The 16653-nt window shown below is 61.5% G+C and carries 13 protein-coding genes and 1 pseudogene; 10 read left to right on the top strand and 4 right to left on the bottom strand.

Features of this window, described 5'->3' with window-relative positions:
• Positions 1-6 precede the first annotated feature (6 nt).
• From ILFOPFJJ_RS30565 to ILFOPFJJ_RS30545, 5 genes are all read left to right on the top strand, one after another.
• Entirely contained in the window at positions 7-2229 is a 2223-nt protein-coding gene (locus ILFOPFJJ_RS30565) for a hypothetical protein (protein WP_173514243.1), read from the top strand.
• Positions 2226-3593 carry a glycosyltransferase family 4 protein gene (locus tag ILFOPFJJ_RS30560; protein ID WP_173514242.1) on the top strand — a complete coding sequence of 456 codons (1368 nt, stop codon included), beginning with the start codon at positions 2226-2228 and terminating at the stop codon, positions 3591-3593. Before ILFOPFJJ_RS30565 ends, ILFOPFJJ_RS30560 begins: the two co-directional genes overlap by 4 nt.
• Before the next feature lie 52 nt (positions 3594-3645).
• On the top strand, positions 3646-4530 hold the full coding sequence (locus tag ILFOPFJJ_RS30555; protein ID WP_173514241.1) for a UTP--glucose-1-phosphate uridylyltransferase: 885 nt from the start codon (positions 3646-3648) through the stop codon (positions 4528-4530).
• Positions 4531-4648: 118 nt separating this feature from the next.
• Positions 4649-5581 carry an alpha/beta fold hydrolase domain-containing protein gene (locus ILFOPFJJ_RS30550; RefSeq protein WP_173514240.1) on the top strand — a complete coding sequence of 311 codons (933 nt, stop codon included), beginning with the start codon at positions 4649-4651 and terminating at the stop codon, positions 5579-5581.
• A gap of 129 nt (positions 5582-5710) precedes the next feature.
• Positions 5711-8713 (top strand): AsmA family protein, encoded by a 3003-nt coding sequence (locus tag ILFOPFJJ_RS30545; RefSeq protein ID WP_173514239.1) that lies wholly within the window; start codon positions 5711-5713, stop codon positions 8711-8713.
• A gap of 138 nt (positions 8714-8851) precedes the next feature.
• On the opposite strand, the gene ILFOPFJJ_RS36630 is transcribed toward ILFOPFJJ_RS30545, so the two are convergent.
• The 4 genes and pseudogenes from ILFOPFJJ_RS36630 to ILFOPFJJ_RS30530 all read right to left on the bottom strand — a co-directional run bounded on the left by ILFOPFJJ_RS36630 (position 8852) and on the right by ILFOPFJJ_RS30530 (position 11193).
• On the bottom strand, positions 8852-9193 hold the full coding sequence (locus ILFOPFJJ_RS36630; RefSeq protein WP_376741476.1) for a zinc-binding dehydrogenase: 342 nt from the start codon (positions 9191-9193) through the stop codon (positions 8852-8854).
• 22 nt (positions 9194-9215) lie between these two features.
• Positions 9216-9806 (bottom strand): annotated as a pseudogene (locus ILFOPFJJ_RS30540) (alcohol dehydrogenase catalytic domain-containing protein); the annotation flags it as partial.
• Positions 9784-10608, bottom strand: a complete 825-nt coding sequence (locus ILFOPFJJ_RS30535; protein ID WP_173514237.1) for a LysR family transcriptional regulator — start codon at positions 10606-10608, stop codon at positions 9784-9786. The pseudogene ILFOPFJJ_RS30540 and the gene ILFOPFJJ_RS30535, both read right to left, overlap by 23 nt.
• A gap of 75 nt (positions 10609-10683) precedes the next feature.
• Positions 10684-11193: a MarR family winged helix-turn-helix transcriptional regulator gene (locus ILFOPFJJ_RS30530; RefSeq protein ID WP_173514236.1), complete on the bottom strand. Its 510-nt coding sequence runs from the start codon at positions 11191-11193 to the stop codon at positions 10684-10686.
• A gap of 94 nt (positions 11194-11287) precedes the next feature.
• Between ILFOPFJJ_RS30530 and ILFOPFJJ_RS30525 the strand changes: the two genes are divergently transcribed.
• The 5 genes from ILFOPFJJ_RS30525 to ILFOPFJJ_RS30505 all read left to right on the top strand — a co-directional run bounded on the left by ILFOPFJJ_RS30525 (position 11288) and on the right by ILFOPFJJ_RS30505 (position 16534).
• Positions 11288-11752 (top strand): DoxX family protein, encoded by a 465-nt coding sequence (locus ILFOPFJJ_RS30525; protein ID WP_173514235.1) that lies wholly within the window; start codon positions 11288-11290, stop codon positions 11750-11752.
• 602 nt (positions 11753-12354) lie between these two features.
• Entirely contained in the window at positions 12355-13665 is a 1311-nt protein-coding gene (gene ugpB / locus ILFOPFJJ_RS30520) for a sn-glycerol-3-phosphate ABC transporter substrate-binding protein UgpB (protein WP_173514234.1), read from the top strand.
• A gap of 68 nt (positions 13666-13733) precedes the next feature.
• Positions 13734-14615: a sn-glycerol-3-phosphate ABC transporter permease UgpA gene (gene ugpA / locus ILFOPFJJ_RS30515; RefSeq protein ID WP_173514233.1), complete on the top strand. Its 882-nt coding sequence runs from the start codon at positions 13734-13736 to the stop codon at positions 14613-14615.
• A 9-nt stretch (positions 14616-14624) separates the two neighbouring features.
• On the top strand, positions 14625-15473 hold the full coding sequence (ugpE, locus tag ILFOPFJJ_RS30510) for a sn-glycerol-3-phosphate ABC transporter permease UgpE (protein ID WP_173514232.1): 849 nt from the start codon (positions 14625-14627) through the stop codon (positions 15471-15473).
• Positions 15473-16534, top strand: a complete 1062-nt coding sequence (locus ILFOPFJJ_RS30505; RefSeq protein WP_173514231.1) for a sn-glycerol-3-phosphate import ATP-binding protein UgpC — start codon at positions 15473-15475, stop codon at positions 16532-16534. Before ugpE ends, ILFOPFJJ_RS30505 begins: the two co-directional genes overlap by 1 nt.
• Positions 16535-16653 lie beyond the last annotated feature (119 nt).

The raw sequence follows: 16653 nt of genomic DNA, 5'->3' as shown, positions 1-16653 counted from the left end.
ATGCGCATGGTCGGAACGGAGCAGAGCCTCAAGCTGACATCGCCGCCTGGCGGCAGGATCATGCGGGCCGGAAGAGTTGTCGCCTGTCCCATAGACGAGTCTTGCCTGCTGATCGTCGGCGCCGGCGGATCCATGGCCGGCCAGCTCACGGCGGAACTCAATGACGATCCCGCCGCCAGCTTGACCGCCTCCGTCATTGGCTGGCCCTTGGCGACACCCGCGGCTTCGGCGTCCCACGGCTTCGCGGCGCTGCTAACCCTAGACGGCACCGAACGTCCGCTCACGACCGTTCGCTTCGGACAGGAGGGGACTGGGAGGCGGTACGTTTTCACGCCTCGTCCAATCTCGGTCAGCGACGTCGCCGCGATCGTGGCAGAGGCTGCCGGCCCCCAACTGTCCGACATATTGGATTCGTTACTGGACCTCATGATGAAGGGGCCTGTCGGGCGCCGCAGGCTCTCAGCCATGATCACGCTGCTGAAGGCCGCGCACAGGGGCGATGGATTCATCGAGCTCCTCGGCGAGAGCGAGGACGGAGCGATTTTCCTAAAAGGTTGGGGCCGGGACATCGCGGCTGGCGTCTGCCGGGCGGTTGTGAGTGGCGAAAAGCCCATGGCCACCGATTGCGGGATCGCGACTTTTCCGCGCCAGGACGTTCCGGATGGGGCCGGCGGCTTTGTCGGCCTGCTGCCCGCAAACGAGACGCTCAGGGCGCGTGACATCGAGGGGCTGGTTTATCGCGGGCGCGGAGCCTGGCGATATGCGGCAGTTCACGAGCGCAGGCTCATCGCTGGGCCCGCGGAAACGCCTGGTCACATGCGCGCCGTGTTGCTCCAGACCCATAGCTCGCCCCAGGTGCTGCTGCGCCTGCGCGCGGCTGCGAACAGCTTCGACGGCAGAGAGACGATCTCGACCCTCCCCCTTCCCGTGCGGCTGGGAATAGACACTCTCTTTCAGGAGAACGGCGGCGGTTTCCTGATGACGGGGTGGATGCTCGACGCGGACGGTCATGTTCAGAGCGTCAAGCTGCGCCGTGGGCGCGCCGAAGCGCGGCTCGATGATTGCTGGACCCGGCTCGATCGCTCCGATGTGACGGACGCATTCACCGACGAGCCGATGTTCAAAAGTGCGCTCGAGGGCGACAGCCATTCTCACGGCTTCATTGTCTATGCCAACAGCTTGGGCGGAGACGCTGCAGCGCCGCTCCATCTGGAACTGACGCTCAAGGATTCCCGCCGCGCATTCATGCCGCTGACGCCTGCGAGAGTCCCGGCACGCATGGCCGCCCTGCGCCAAATCCGGTCCATTGACCCCGCAGACTGGGCACTCTCGGATCTCATCGACCGCCAGATCGTGCCATTCCTCAGCGCATCGGAGAGCCCCTCGCCGACCGTTGGCGCAATCGTCGATGCCGGCGGATTTAATGAGGCGGTCGGGCCGCCGATCGTGATCGCCGCCGGCGAGGCTGAGGACGCAGACATTGCGCCCTTCCTCGGGCTCCTTGCGCTCGACCCCGAAACGCAGCGCGCGCCGATCGCGCTTGTCGTGCCAGCCGAGCGCTTCAGACGACAGGCCGCCCGCATCAGGCAAGTCGCGCAATTCTATCGCCTGCCGCTCAGGCTGATATCAGCCGAGAAAGCAGGCGATATCTACGACCTCCTGGAAGTGGGTGTGCGAGCGCTTGCAAGCGAGACAGTGGTCCTGCTTGCCGGCTCGTTGCTGCCGCACAGGACGGGCTGGTACGGCAAGCTCGCCGCCGCCCATGAGGCTTTGAAGGGGAGCATCATCTCCCCTACCCTTGCCTATGAGGACCACTCGGTTCGCTGGGCCGGCAGCTGGTCGGACGGCCATTCCGAAGATCCGCTCTTCGGCCGTTATGCCGGCTATCCGCTGAGCGCTGTGACCGGGCTGAAGACGACCCGTGTTGCAGCGGCTTCCCTTGAGTGCTGCATCGCCCCCCGCGAGGCTCTTCTGCGCGCCGGCGGCTTTTCCGCCAGTTATCTCGGCTCCCAGCAGAAGGGGATGGATCTGGGACTGAGGCTCAGCCGCGCCGGGATCGAGTCCTACTGGCTGCCATCGGTGCAGATGCTGGGCTCCGACGAGGTGGCCGGCGTCGGCGAAGCCGCAATGGCCGTTCTTATCGAGCGGATAGATCAAGCAATATTCCGTGCCCGTTGGGCTCCCGCCCTGATGGGCGAAGAACTTCCCACCGAGAGGGTTTCCGCATGAGCGAGCAACTCCGGGTCCTTGTCGTCTCGCATGGTCATCCGGCGACGTCGCTGGGTGGGGCGGAGATCGCGTCACATAGCCTCCACAAGGGGCTGAATGCCTTGCCTGGCATCGAATCGATCTATCTGGCCAGGGTCGGCCATCCCGTTCCGCGTCACGGTGCCTCGGCGCTCATGAGTCTTCGTCTGGCCGTGGACGAAGTTCTCTTCCACGCCGACGACTACGACCACTTCTTCCTGTCCAACGGCGATACGGAGACCATCCGCCGCGACCTGTTGCGCTTCGTCGGTGACCTCAGGCCGCACGTGGTTCACTTCCACCATGTGATCGGCATGGGGCTGGAGGCCCTTTATGGCCTCCGCGAGGCGCTGCCGCGCGCTGTCATCGTGGTCACCTTCCACGAATACTTGTCGATCTGCCACAACCACGGGCAGATGGTGAAACGGCCGTCGGGCCAACTCTGCAACAAGGCTTCCCCAATCAGTTGCCATGGATGCTTTCCCGAAATCCCCGTCTCACGTTTCCTGAAGCGGGAACAGTTCGTGCGCGGGATGCTCGGCCTTGCCGACGCCTTCGTCTCTCCCAGCATGTTCCTCGCGACTCGATATGTCGAATGGGGAATAGAGGCGGAGAAGCTCTCCGTGATCGAGAACGGCATAGTGATGAAGGAATCCGCAGCCGCGCGCGATCTGCCCGCCAGCGGCGCACGGCGCAATCGCTTCGCCTATTTCGGCCAGATGACGCCCTTCAAGGGCGTCGACGTTCTGATCGACGCGGTGTCACGTGTGCCCCAGGACATCTGGGGCGAGGACTCCTGCCTGATGATCTTCGGCGGCAACCTCGAACGGCAGCCCGCAGATTTCCAGGACCGTGTGAAGAAGCTGATCGACGAGGCCGGCCGTCGCGTGCGCTTCTATGGTGCCTATCAAAACGGGGACATGCCGCGGCTGATCCGCTCGGCCGACTGGGTGATGCTGCCGTCCATCTGGTGGGAAAACTCGCCGGTGGTCATCCAGGAAGCCTTGCACCACCGCAGGCCGATCATCTGTTCGGATATTGGCGGCATGGCCGAGAAGATTGAGGATGGGACGGACGGTCTGCATTTCCGCGTCGGCAGCGCCCAGGATCTCGCAGATCGGATCACCGAAGTTCTGAGTGAACCGCAGGCCTGGGATCGGCTGCGGGCAACCATGCGGCGGCCGACCAGCCACATCGACTCCGCTCGCGAACATGCCTCGCTCTACCGCCGCCTGCTTTCGGAAAAGGAGAGCCAAGCAGGTGCCGGGCTTTCCGATCCTATCCTGGACGTCCAGCGCCGCACCAACAGCCACCACAATGTCGATACGGCGTCACTCACAAGCTGATCGACACCGACAATCCCGCTCGCAAGGTCGCATGAATCGGAGAACAAACCACATGCAAAAGGTCCGCAAAGCCATAATACCCGCCGCCGGTCTCGGCACACGGATGCTTCCGGCGACGAAGAGCGTCCCGAAGGAATTGCTGACGATCGTCGACAGGCCGGTGCTGGACTACATCGTCGAAGAGGCCTTCGCGTCGGGTATCGAGCACGTGATCATCGTCACCGGCCGAATGAAGGGCGCAATCGAGGATCATTTCGACCATGCGTTCGAACTCGACGTCTGCCTGCGCAATGCCGGCAAGCATCCGCTGGCGGACAGGATTGCGCAAAACACCCCTGGTGCCGGTACCATATCCTTCGTGCGCCAACAGCAGGCGCGAGGCCTCGGCCATGCCGTATGGACCGCCCGACACATCGTTGGCGACGAGCCCTTTGCCGTCCTTCTTCCCGACATGCTGATGATTTCCGAGGAGCCCTGCCTCAAGTCCATGGTGGCACTCTACGAACGCCATGGCGGAAACGTTATCGCCGTGGAGCAGTGCGCGCCCGAAGACGCGCATAAATTCGGCATCGTCTCGCTGGAACCCGCGGCCGGCGGTCCCCTCGTGACTGGCCTGGTCGAAAAGCCGGCACCGGGCACCGCCCCCAGCAACCTCTTCATCTCCGGGCGCTACATCCTCCAACCGGAGACTTTCGAGCTTCTTGAGCGCCAGGCGCCCGGGGCGGGCGGCGAAATCCAACTGACGGATGCCATGATCGCACTCATGGGAGACCAGGAAATTCGGCCGTTCGAGTTTGGCGGCCGCACCTTTGACTGCGGCACGCCGGCGGGCTTCGTGAACGCAAACCTGCGCATGGCCATGGCTCGAGCCGACCTGGAGCCGCAGATCGGCATCGAAATAGAGAGCCTATCGGCAACACAGCGCGCAGTGGCGTGAATGGCGTCGGAGAGCGGTCCGCTGGTCAAGGCAGGACCGCTCCGAACAGTCGCGGGGCCCTGACCTCGCGAAGCGCAAACAACTGATGTCGGCGTCCGTCCGTTCCCGGAGTTTCTCCATGCTCATTTATTCAGACGAGAACCTGGAAGTGATCCATCACCCGGGATCGTCGCCTTACCTTCTCGTCACCTTCAACGAGATGGAAATGCAGGCAAACGGCAGCCGCTTCTGGGGGCAGCGTTTCTGCGAGAAAGCAGACATCGCGGCGCTGGGCTTCATCAGCCGACGGCCGAACTGGTTTCCGGCGGCAAGCGTGGTCAAGGCTGTCGCGGCGGCAGCCCCAATCCTCCACGCGGCGCCGGAGCGAATTCTCTACGGGCATTCGCAGGGCGGCTACGCCGCGCTGCGTTACCGCCGCCGCTTCGAGGCGACCGTCGCCATCGCCTTTTGCCCGCAAGTCTCCATAGATCCGAAAGCCGTGCCGTTCGATAGCCGCTTCACGCGTCACTTTGCGCCCGACCTGCACACGAACATGGGAATCGCGCCAGACCATGTGGCCGGTCGGGGCTATCTCTTCTTCGATCCTTTCCACGCCATAGATCGCCGGCACGCGGAACGGATCGCCGCGCTGCAGGCGGAAACACGCCTTGTGCCGGTCCATATGACCGGGCACGGTACGGTTCGGGCCTTCACCGGAACGGCACGTGCACTTTCGCTCATCGAGGCGTGCCGAGCCGACAACCGCACGGCCTTGAGAGCACTGGCTCGCGCAGTCCGGGTCAATGCGCCCATGCGCCCTTATCAGATCGCCGTAACGGCGATCGCCCGCCATCCAGCCTGGGCCGACCGGTTCCACGCCCGCTTCGGCGACGCCTTCTCGCCCGTCGAACGCGTCAACTTCCTTTACCACCGGGCCAACCGTCACATCCGCGATGGCGAGCTGGCGACGGCGCGCGACATGCTCGCCGATGCCGTGGCGCTCCAGCCGGCCAATCCCGGCTTCGTCCGTCGCCTGGAGGAACTCGAGGGCCGTATGGCCCGCGCGATCTAAATCCACCAAAGATTTGCCAGCGCGGTCATCCCTCCCTTTGGCGCGACCGGCGAAAGTCTCGCAGGAGTTGCAAAAGTGGTCGTCCTGGAAAACGATAACGAATCAGTCGCTTTCGCAACGGGGAGACACATGAAGCGTTTCTTGCTTTGCCTTCTGGCGCTCGGTGCGCTTGCTGCCTCTTCTCTCGTTGTTTTGCCTACTCTCGTTTCGAGCGATTGGATGCGCGCCGAACTCGGCCGCCAACTCTCGGCCGCGACGGGCAGTTCAATAGCGCTAAATGGCCCTGTCCAACTTTCCGTCTTCCCCCACCTCGCGGTGGTGGCGGAAGATGTCGGGCTCTCCGCCGAAGCGGAGGGTGTCACGGCCGAAATTGGAGAACTCGCGGGCTCTGTGACGCTGTCGTCCCTCTGGTCGAATCGCTTGCACATCAAAGAGATCAAGGTCGCTCGGCCAGTCATCATGCTTCACGAAAAGGCGGATGATACATCGACCACACGCGCCGCAGGCGAGAACCAGGCCAAGCCAGGCGATCCGCTTTCAGCCCTCGTCACCTTCCTGGAGCGAAGCGCAATCGACTCGGTCTCGATCGTCGGCGGCACATTGAACCAGGAAGACGGCGCCGGTTCGAAGCAGACCATCACCGATGTCGACCTTTCGCTCGCCGTTCCCGACATCGACGGCGAGCTATCGCTTTCCGCCAGCGCCAAGATCGAGGAACGACGCTATCAGGTCACGCTCGCCATCTCTTCTCTGCGCCCCTTGCTTGAACGCCAGCCCGCCGATCTGAGCCTCTCTTTCGAAGCAGATCCGGCGCCCGCCCCCGGCCTCTCCGAGTTCGAGGCAACGGGGCAAGCGGCCCTCAATGCCAACGGCAGTTACCAGATCCGTGGAGGCAAATTCAGCGTCGGCGAACAGGTGCTTGGGCTGGACGCGCTCTTTATACCTGGCGACCGTCCTCGGTTTCTCGCCGACCTCGTTGCCGATCGGCTGGACTTGAGCGCGTTCGTCGAGGCGACGTCTGCTTCGTCGCAGCAGTCGAAAGCACAATCGGAAAAGCCCGCGGCAGCGGGCTTGCAGCTCCTGGCGGGTTTCGACGCCGATGTCAGCGTGAGTGTAAGTGATCTGGCCGTTGGCGATGCCTCGGCGTCGGACGTCGCCTTCGCGGCAACGCTGAAAGACGGACAGCTTACAGCGCAACTTGAGCACCTCGGCATCGATGCCGGCAGCGTCGCGGCGGATGTCACCGCCGACGTCCGCGGTGATGAGCCGACTTTCCAGGGCCGTGTATCCAGCAAGGGGCTCGATATCGACAAACTGGCAAGCTTGGCCGGGCAATCGGCTCCCCTGTCTGGGGCGGTGACGATCGATACCGGCTTTGCTTTTCGCGGCCTCACCGGCGACGCCCTGAAAAAAACAATCAACATGACCGGTAGCATCGGCCTGCGCAACGCGACCTTTGTCGTCCCCGGCGCCGCTGATCAGTCGATGCGCGAGGTGACCGCCAAGAAACTTGCCGTCAGGATCGAGAACCTCGCAAAGCCGGTGCGCGTGTCGGCCAATCTGGCGTGGCGCGGCAAACCTGTCGATGTTGATTTGCGAGTGCCGGTACGTGATCTGCTTCTAGGCGGAAAGCCCGGGACGGCGGACATACCCTTCAAGCTTGATCTGCGCATGCCGGACGCGGCTCTCGCCCTTGATGGTAAGGCAGCGTTTCCGGGTGACTATGCCGGGAAGGTGAATTTTTCGACGGCCAACCTCCGCGCATTCCTCGCCTGGCTTGGACAGAGCGGCGCGGGCAGCATCGACCAGCTTGCGTTCAGCGGCGATGTCAGTGCCGGCGCAACGGGCATTTCTTTCGAACACGCCATGCTGTCTGTCAACGGTGTCGAGGGGACCGGGAACGGCTCCGTCCAATTCACGACACCACTCAAGATATCGAGCGCACTCAACTTCGCGGAGTTGGATTTCGCACGCCTTGCCGGCGCGCGCTCCCCCGCGGCGGAACCGAAAGCGAAGGAAGGCAGACCCGCCCCGGACGTTCCGCTGGATCTCTCGTCGCTTCGGTCGATCGAGGCATCGATCCAGGTAAACGCAAAAAAACTCGGATACGGCCGCGTCTTTGCCGGACCGGTTGCAACCACCCTGGTCATCGCCGATGGAGTGGCAAATCTCAAACTTCCTGAAAGCCCATTCTATGGCGGCCATGTTGCTGCGAATCTGAAGGCCGACGGCTCGGGGGGCGAACCTGCCATTGCGTTGCAGGCCTCGACCTCGAGAGCTTCGGCTGCGCCGCTTCTGACCGACATGGCGAACTTCAGAAATCTCGAGGGCGTGTTACAGTCCCAGATCGACGTTACGGGTGCCGGCGGCACGACCCGAGCGCTGACGCAATCGCTTCAGGGCACGGCGAATGTCCGCTTTTCCGACGGGGCCATTCGCGGTATCGACGTCGCCGACGCCTACAACAATCTCGTCGGATTGATGTCGTCGGGCTTCAAGCAGGACGAAAGCAAAGCGACCGGGTTCACCGAACTTGGCGCTTCGTTTGCCATTGAGAGCGGCGTTGCGCGAACCGAGGACATCAAGCTTATCGGCCCGCTCATCCGCATGAGCGGCAGCGGCGAGGCGAACATTCCAGATGGGCGTTTGAAGTTTCGCCTCGATCCGCGGATGGTCGCGTCTCTGGAGGGACAGGGAGCAGGCATCTCAACCGACGGCATCGGCGTTCCGGTCATCGTCGAAGGACCTTTTGCCAAGCCGCGCATATACCCCGATCTGTCCGGGCTGTTGAAGAATCCCGGCGCTGCCTTGGCGACGCTGAAGAAGTTCGGACTGCCGACCGACAAGCTGCGGATCGACGATCTGCTCTCAGGAGGAGGAACGGGTGGATCGGTCCGCGACATCGTCGGCGGCGCCATAGACAAGACGTTGAAAGGAGAAGGGAACCAGCTTTCCATCGAGGAGATCATCGGCGGCAGTATGCCGGAGAGCGGCGAGGCACCGCCCACCCCGCAAGTCGCCGAGGAGCCCGGCACACCAACCGTTGCGGCTGAGCAATCGGCGCCTGTCGCGGGACAGCCTGATCAAGAAACCGGCGCCTTCGAAAAACTGTTCAACCAGCTTCTCCAGTAGTGAACCATCGGATCGCCATAGCACTTTGAATTGCTGCATGTTTTTGTCTCTGAATCAGTTACGATTTAAGGAAACATGCAAGTAGCAATGACCGCGCCGCGAGGCTTGTCAGACGCACGGCGCGGTACCGCGAACCTGCTACACGATCAGGAGGGTCGATCCCCTTGTCGCGCGGGTTTCGGCTTGGCGATGCGCCTCGGCCACGGATGTAAGCGGGAGCCGTTGGCCAATATTGGCAACCAGTATCCCGGAGCGGATAAGATCGAACACCTCGGCTGCCGAGTTATGATAGGTGGGCGTGTCCGCAATGTGCCAGTCGACATTCGCGCGGGTGAAGAGCGGCGAACCATACCGGCTGAGAGGCCGCGGTTCGATGGGGTCGATTTCGCCTGACGCCTGGCCATAGGATACCATCACGCCGAACGGAGCCAGGCTCCTCATGCTGCCCTCGAAGGTGTCGCGGCCAATCGAGTCGTACACGGCCTGCACGCCAGCCCCCCCCGGTGACCTCACGCAGGAAAGACGCTACATCGTCCTGGCCGAGAACCGCAACATGATCGCAACCGTTGCTTCTCGCCAGCACGACCTTGTCCTTCGAACCGACGGTGCCGATGACGGCCGCACCCAAAGCCTTGGCCCACCGGACGAGGACAAGCCCGACACCCCCGGCCGCGGCATGAACGAGGATCGTGTCGCCCTTGCCGACCTTGTAGACCCTCCTCAGCAGCATGTGTGCCGTCTGCCCCTTGAAGAGCAAGGCGGCGGCGTCCTCGTCGGAGACATCATCCGGCAGGGCAATGGCCCGGCTGGCGTCCAGAGTGCGCTCCGTCGCATAAGCTCCAAGCTCGTTCGTATAGGCGATCCGATCGCCGACTTTGAGACCCCTGACCCCTTTCCCGAGTTCGATCACCCGGCCGGTGGCCTCGATGCCGAGCACACATGGCAGCGGAACTCCGTAGACGCCCTTGCGGAGATAGACGTCGAGGTAGTTGAAGCCGACGACCGTATGGCGCAGACGCAGCTCACCGTCCTTCAGCGGTTCCGCAGGAACTTCTCGTGCAATAAGCACATCAGGCTCCCCGAGCCTGGACATTTCGATGATTGTGGGCATGGCTCAATCTTCTGGTAGTGGTGAGCCAAAGATATGGTCCGGCCAACCGCACGAGGTCGGGCACGCTATCGGCCACGAAGCAGGGCAGAAGCGCCGCGCCAAGGCTCGCTCGGGCGAGGGCCAACTGAACGTTCATGCTGGTTGCCGTTGCGACGATCCGATCCAGCGCCTGACCTTTGATCCATCCGGCCATGGGGACGTCCCGCATCGATGCATCCCAGCCGACAAAATCAACCGACCACGGATCGCACCGGAGAGCGGGGTGCGCATCGACCAAGGCCGAACTGGCATAAAGACCGAAGCCAACGACGCCGACCTTGCGGCGGATGTAATCGCCTTGATCCGGGCGGATCAGGCGAAGAGCCAAATCGGCTTCGTACCGGGAGAGACTGACGGCTCGAAACCCGGTGACGAATTCCAGCCGAAGAGCGGGATATGTTGCCCGAAACGAGCTGGCCCGAGGGGCGATCAGGTGGCTCGCCAGGACCTCCCCGGTCGCCAGCCGCACTGAACCCTGCACCTGGCCCAGCTCCCTGTCGACCCCGCGCGCCACCGCAAGAACCGAGGCTTCCGCGGCCTCGGCTCGAGCCTGAATCTCGCGACCGGCCGAGGTCAGGACGTAACCGGTGTTCAGCCGCTCGAAGAGGACGGCTCCCAGCGCAGTTTCAAGCGCCTGGACCCGCCGGCCAATGGTGGCCTGACTGGTCCCGAGCTTACGGGTCGCCGCCGAGAGGCTTCCGGTGCGGGCGACGGCCAGGAAATATCGCAGGTCGTTCCAGTCCATAGGGCCTCTCTAGTCTTCTGCCGGTCATTGTGGGCGGCTGGGGCTGTCCAGGATACTCTGCGCACGTGGAGAGGATCAGGAAACGCGATCGTCTGACGCGGAGGTGCCGGACAGCTTTTTCGCCAGCGGACGAGCGCGTTCATTTTCGTCCGCCGCCAAGAGCTTCTTCAGGGCTTCGGCGAGACCCTGGACCTCGCCCTCCGTCAGCTTGGAGCCGACATATTGCTCAATGGCAGCCGCATAGACGGGCCAGATGCGTCTTTGCAGCGACCGTCCTTCCTCGGTGATCTCGATGAGTTGGCGTCGCTTGTCGCCGGGATAGGGAATGCGACGCACCAGGCCCTCGGCTTCCATGCGGTCAAGAAGCCGGGAGAGATTGTATTGCTCGAAGAGCATCTCCTGTTCGAGTTCGCGCGGTGTAAGACGCCCATCCGGCCGACGCTTCAGTTCCAGCAGAACATCGTACCAGGACAAGGGCGGGAAACCTGCCTGTTTCAGTTCTCCCTCGATTCCCGCCATCACGGCTCGTTGCGCACGCACGAGCCGTGCCCAGGCAGTGATGACGATCTCTGACGGTCCACGCATCTGGTCTCTTTCACATACTCAATGCAATTGCATAGTTGATATTCCGATGCAGATGCATCTATCTAGCATTATATGCAAATGCATGGAGATTTCAATGACCCAATCACCTCTATCTGCTGCCTATGCCGCTCTTCTGCTTCGCCTGTCCCTCGGCGTGATGTATCTTGCCCACAGCGTCGTGCTGAAGTGGCTGACTTTCACGCTCACCGGGACGGCGCAGTATTTCCAGTCGATCGGCCTGTCGCCCACCCTCGCCTACCTGACATTCTTTGCCGAGGCGGTCGGCGGCGTCCTGCTGATCCTCGGGATCCAGTCCCGCTGGGTAGCCCTCGCCCTCCTGCCCATCCTTGTGGGGGCCCTGGGCGTCCATTCCGGCAACGGATGGGTCTTCACCGCCACCGGTGGTGGCTGGGAGTATCCGCTTTACCTGATCATTCTATCCGTGGCCCAGGCTCTTCTTGGCGACGGCGCCTACGCCATCAGCCCGTCCCGCCCCCTTCACCTCAAGCGTCAGCTCGTACAAGGCGGAGCACTCCCGGTTCAGCGAGAACTGCGATGAAATGCAACTGCACCGCTGTGCGTCTCTTCAAATGCACAGCGGTGCAGGAGCACTTTGAATTGCTTGTCTGTCCAGGAGCGGACGATGCCGCTCACCAGTCCGAGGCGGCGTCGATGCGACACCAGCCCTTGATGGCCTCTCGGAGAAGATAGCATCCCTGCAGCACGGTATCACCGGACCTACGCGTCCATTGCACCGAGGCGTCTGCGCCTCGCAGACGCCTCGGTGATTCCAACCATCGTATCGGCTCACATCAACGGCTCCGTGCTAATGAGATCGGGAATACACATTGGTGGGTGGGCGGCGATTCAAATGCTACTTCGGTCCGCTCACCCACCGGCGAGCTTGACGGCATCGTTGATGTCGCCACGCGCAACTAGACTTGCCTAAACGGTCCTGTGCGACCCTCATCTCAGCCGACGCGATCGCGGGGTGAGCTCAGCCAACCGGAACAGAAATTCCGCATCGTTATTTTCATTGCCTATTCATTCCATTTCGTTTCTACTGCATTGGCTTTCGCAGCGAAAGGCGGATGTGGACGAGTCGAGGAGGGACTGTCCCATCAAGCGCTTGTATTTCTTACCTTGAAAGAACTGGGAGGAATGGTCTTGAAACGATTCAGCTGGACGCTCACGGCTACTTCGGCATTTTCGGTTTTTCTCGCGGCAGACGCCTTTGCGGCGACAGAGCTTGGCTGGTGGCATGCGATGACTGGCGCCAACAACGAGGTGGTCGAGCAGCTTGCCAAAGAGTTCAACGAAAGCCAAAGCGCTTACAAAGTGGTTCCCGTTTTCAAGGGCACCTATCCGGAAACGCTAAACGCCGGTATCGCGGCATTTCGCTCGAAACAGGCGCCGGCGATCCTGCAGGTCTTCGATGCCGGCAGCGGTGTGATGCTGGGCGCGGAAGGCGCTATCGTCCCGGTCGCCGAGGTGTTGCAGAAGGGCGGATACGAATTCAACAAGGACCAGTATCTTCCCGGCATCGTGTCCTATTATTCCAAGGCCGACGGTACGATGCTGTCCTTCCCCTACAACTCGTCGTCGCCGATCCTTTATTACAACAAGGACGCATTCACGAAGGCGGGGCTTAATGCCGAGAAGCCGCCGGCGACCTGGCCGGAAGTTTTCGATGCCGCCAAGAAGATCAAGGCCAGCGGCGCTTCCGCCTGCGGTATCACCTCCACCTGGTTGACCTGGATTCAGACGGAGAATTTTGCGGCCTGGAACAATGTGCCCTACGGCACAAACGAGAATGGGCTTGCCGGTCCTAACGTCGAACTCAAGATCGACGCCCCATTGTTCGTACAGCATTTCCAATCCATCGCCGACCTGGCCAAGGACGGCACCTTCCGGTATGGCGGGCGGACCTCGGAAGCAAAGCAGCTGTTCACCTCAGGCGAATGCGCGATCCTCACCGAGTCTTCCGGAGGCCTCGGCGACATCATCAAGTCAGGCGTCAATTATGGCATCGGGCAATTGCCCTATTACGAAGGCAATGGGCCGCAGAACACAATCCCTGGCGGTGCGAGCCTTTGGGTCTTCGCCGGCAAGTCGGACGACGAATACAAGGGCGTCGCCGAGTTCTTCAACTTCCTTTCGAAGACCGAAATCCAGGCGCGCTTGCATCAGGTCTCGGGCTACCTGCCGGTGACTCTGGCGGCCTACGATGAAACGAAAAAGTCTGGTTTCTATGAAAAGAACCCGGGCCGCGAGACGCCGATTAAGCAGATGATGGGCAAGGCACCGACCGAAAACTCGAAGGGTGTGCGCCTCGTCAACCTTCCCCAGGTCAGGGACATCCTGAACGAGGAGTTCGAGGCGATGCTCTCCGGCCAGAAGGATGCCCAGAGCGCGCTGAGCGACGGTGTCAAGAAAGCCAACGCGGCGATCGCCGCGGCGGTCAGCAACTGACACCAGGTGCAACTTGCCCGCGTCGCTTGTCGGCGCGGGCACTCATCTTTTAAACGAAGGGGAGCGCGTTGCAGCCTGTCGTCTTTCCCAACAAGATCCTGCCTTATCTTCTGCTGGCGCCGCAGATCGTTCTGACGGTGGTCTTCTTCTTCTGGCCGGCGAGCCAGGCACTCTATCAGTCGGTCCTGCGAGAGGACCCCTTCGGCCTGAAGTCGGGCTTCGTCGGGCTTGCCAACTTTCGGACCATTCTCTCCGATCCGGCCTATTTGCATTCCTTGAACGTCACGGCGGTCTTCAGCCTGGCGACGGCACTCCTGTCGATGGCAGTGGCGCTCCTGCTCGCAGCATCGGCGGATCGCGTCGTGCGGGGGAGGAATGTCTATCGCACCCTTCTGATCTGGCCCTATGCCGTAGCACCCGCGGTCGCCGGAATGTTGTGGCTGTTCATGTTCAATCCAGCCATGGGAACATTCGCCTATCTGCTCCGGCGCAACGGTTTCGTTTGGGATCCATTGCTCAACGGCAACCAGGCGATGCTGCTCGTTATCGTCGCGGCCGCGTGGAAGCAGATCAGCTACAACTTCCTGTTTTTTGTCGCCGGCCTGCAAGCCATCCCGAAATCGCTGATCGAAGCGGCGTCGATTGACGGCGCCCGCGGTACCAAGCGTTTCTGGACGATCGTCTTCCCACTGCTCGCGCCGACAACGTTCTTCCTGCTTGTCGTCAACACGGTATACGCATTCTTCGACACCTTCGGGATCATCCACGCTGTAACCGGCGGCGGGCCGGCAAAAGCAACAGAGACGTTGGTCTACAAGGTGTACAACGACGGGTTCGTCAACCTCGATCTCGGCGGCTCGGCCGCACAATCGGTAATCCTCATGGTCATTGTTGTCGCACTTACGGCGTTCCAGTTCCGTTTCGTCGAGAAGCGCGTCCACTATTCCTGAGGTGCCGAGATGATCGAAAACCGCCCCATATCGAACCTGGTCGGCCATCTCGTGCTCGTCATTGGCATCCTGATCGTCGTTTTTCCGATCTACTACACGTTCGTGGCATCGACGCGAACGTCCGTCGAGATCATCCGCCCGCCAATGTCGCTTACAATCGGCGGTCAGTTCGTCGAGAACTATCGCGAAGCCATGGTTGGCGGTGTCGAGCGCGTCGTCGGCGTCAGTCTCGAGCGGCTGCTCCTCAACTCGACGATCGTGGCGCTCGCGATTGCCATCGGTAAGATCGTCATTTCCTTTCTCTCCGCCTTTGCGATCGTCTTCTTCCGTTTTCCGATGAAGATGGTCTTCTTCTGGATGATCTTCATCACGCTTATGCTGCCGGTGGAGGTTCGCATACTGCCGACCTACAAGGTGATCGTCGACCTCGGATTGATCGATACCTATGCGGGACTGACCTTGCCCCTCATGGCCTCGGCGACGGCAACATTCCTGTTTCGTCAGTTCTTCCTGACGATCCCGGGCGAACTGGTCGAAGCGGCGCGCATCGACAACGCCGGCCCCTTCCGCTTCATGCGCGACATCCTGCTCCCCCTTTCCAGGACGAACATCGCGGCACTGTTTGTCATCCTCTTCATTTATGGCTGGACGCAGTATCTCTGGCCGCTTCTGGTCACGAACGACGCCACGATGAATACGATCATCATCGGACTGCGGCGAATGGTCGATTTCGCCGACGCGTCTACACCTTGGAACTACGTCATGGTGACCGCGATCCTCGCGATCATTCCTCCCGTGCTTGTCGTTGTGTTGATGCAGCGCTGGTTCGTCAAAGGCCTCGTGGAGACGGAGAAGTAATGGCTGAAATCATCCTCAAGGACATTCGCAAGACCTATGCTGGCGCCGTCGAAGCAATCCAGGGCGTATCGCTCGAGATAAAGGATGGCGAACTCGTCGTGCTTGTCGGCCCTTCGGGTTGCGGCAAGTCGACCCTTCTGCGCATGATCGCCGGCCTGGAGGGCATCACGTCCGGCGAGATCCTGATCGGCGATCGCCGTGTCAACGATCTGGAGCCGGCCGAGCGCGACATCGCCATGGTCTTCCAGAATTATGCGCTCTATCCGCACATGACGGTTCGACAGAACCTCGCTTATGGCCTTAAGAACCGCAAGACACCGAAAGACGAAATCGAACGACGTATCGCCGTGGCCGCGAAGACGCTCGAAATCGAGCCCTATCTCGATCGCAAGCCGCGCCAGCTTTCCGGTGGCCAACGTCAACGCGTTGCCATGGGGCGTGCGATCGTTCGCGAGCCGGCCGCTTTTCTCTTCGATGAACCGCTATCGAACCTCGATGCCAAGCTCAGGGGGCAGATGCGCATCGAGATCAAGCGGTTGCAGCGCTCGCTTGGAACAACAAGCGTCTATGTGACACACGATCAAATGGAGGCGATGACACTTGCCGACAAGCTTGTCGTCGTCAATGCTGGACGCATCGAGCAGGTGGGCACGCCGATCGAACTCTACGAAAGGCCAGCGACAGTGTTCGTCGCGACCTTCATCGGTTCTCCATCAATGAATCTGCTCGACGGGGACGCGTCGATGGACGGCTGGGCGCTGGCATCGCATCTCCCAAGACCGTCGGGGCCGTTCACGATCGGGATCAGGCCGGAAGATCTGACGGTCATCAAGGATCAGGCAGGGATTCGCGACTTCGAAGCGACAGTGCGCGTCGACGGCATCGAGCTGGTGGGCGCTGAGAGCTTGTTGCATGGCAGGCTCGCAAGCGGCCGCGATCTCGTCTTCCGTGTCTCGGGGCGGGCCGACTTTGAGATCGGTGACGAGGTCAAAGTGGCGGCCAGTCTGAAGGACCTACACCTTTTCGACGCGCAGGGCAGACGAGTGACACTTGATCGTTGAAGCGCACCAGCTAGTCAGCACTCCTCGACCGGCATGCCGGCAAACTGCTGGCTTACTACCATCTGCTGCATGTTTCCATGAACCGGTGCCCGTTCAAGGAAACATGAGCAATTCAAAGG

Origin of the sequence: Sinorhizobium psoraleae (assembly GCF_013283645.1) — a bacterium.
In the GTDB taxonomy this organism is placed as follows: Bacteria; Pseudomonadota; Alphaproteobacteria; order Rhizobiales; family Rhizobiaceae; genus Sinorhizobium; species Sinorhizobium psoraleae.
This window is presented reverse-complemented; position numbering and strand designations above follow the sequence as displayed.

Excerpts from the sequence above, each read along its gene's own strand:
- ILFOPFJJ_RS30565 (WP_173514243.1), top strand. The coding sequence starts at position 7 with ATGGTCGGAACGGAGCAGAGCCTCAAGCTGACATCGCCGCCTGGCGGC.
- ILFOPFJJ_RS30560 (WP_173514242.1), top strand. The coding sequence starts at position 2,226 with ATGAGCGAGCAACTCCGGGTCCTTGTCGTCTCGCATGGTCATCCGGCG.
- ILFOPFJJ_RS30555 (WP_173514241.1), top strand. The coding sequence starts at position 3,646 with ATGCAAAAGGTCCGCAAAGCCATAATACCCGCCGCCGGTCTCGGCACA.
- ILFOPFJJ_RS30550 (WP_173514240.1), top strand. The coding sequence starts at position 4,649 with ATGCTCATTTATTCAGACGAGAACCTGGAAGTGATCCATCACCCGGGA.
- ILFOPFJJ_RS30545 (WP_173514239.1), top strand. The coding sequence starts at position 5,711 with ATGAAGCGTTTCTTGCTTTGCCTTCTGGCGCTCGGTGCGCTTGCTGCC.
- ILFOPFJJ_RS30535 (WP_173514237.1), bottom strand. The coding sequence starts at position 10,608 with ATGGACTGGAACGACCTGCGATATTTCCTGGCCGTCGCCCGCACCGGA.
- ILFOPFJJ_RS30530 (WP_173514236.1), bottom strand. The coding sequence starts at position 11,193 with ATGCGTGGACCGTCAGAGATCGTCATCACTGCCTGGGCACGGCTCGTG.
- ILFOPFJJ_RS30525 (WP_173514235.1), top strand. The coding sequence starts at position 11,288 with ATGACCCAATCACCTCTATCTGCTGCCTATGCCGCTCTTCTGCTTCGC.
- ugpB (WP_173514234.1), top strand. The coding sequence starts at position 12,355 with ATGGTCTTGAAACGATTCAGCTGGACGCTCACGGCTACTTCGGCATTT.
- ugpE (WP_173514232.1), top strand. The coding sequence starts at position 14,625 with ATGATCGAAAACCGCCCCATATCGAACCTGGTCGGCCATCTCGTGCTC.
- ILFOPFJJ_RS30505 (WP_173514231.1), top strand. The coding sequence starts at position 15,473 with ATGGCTGAAATCATCCTCAAGGACATTCGCAAGACCTATGCTGGCGCC.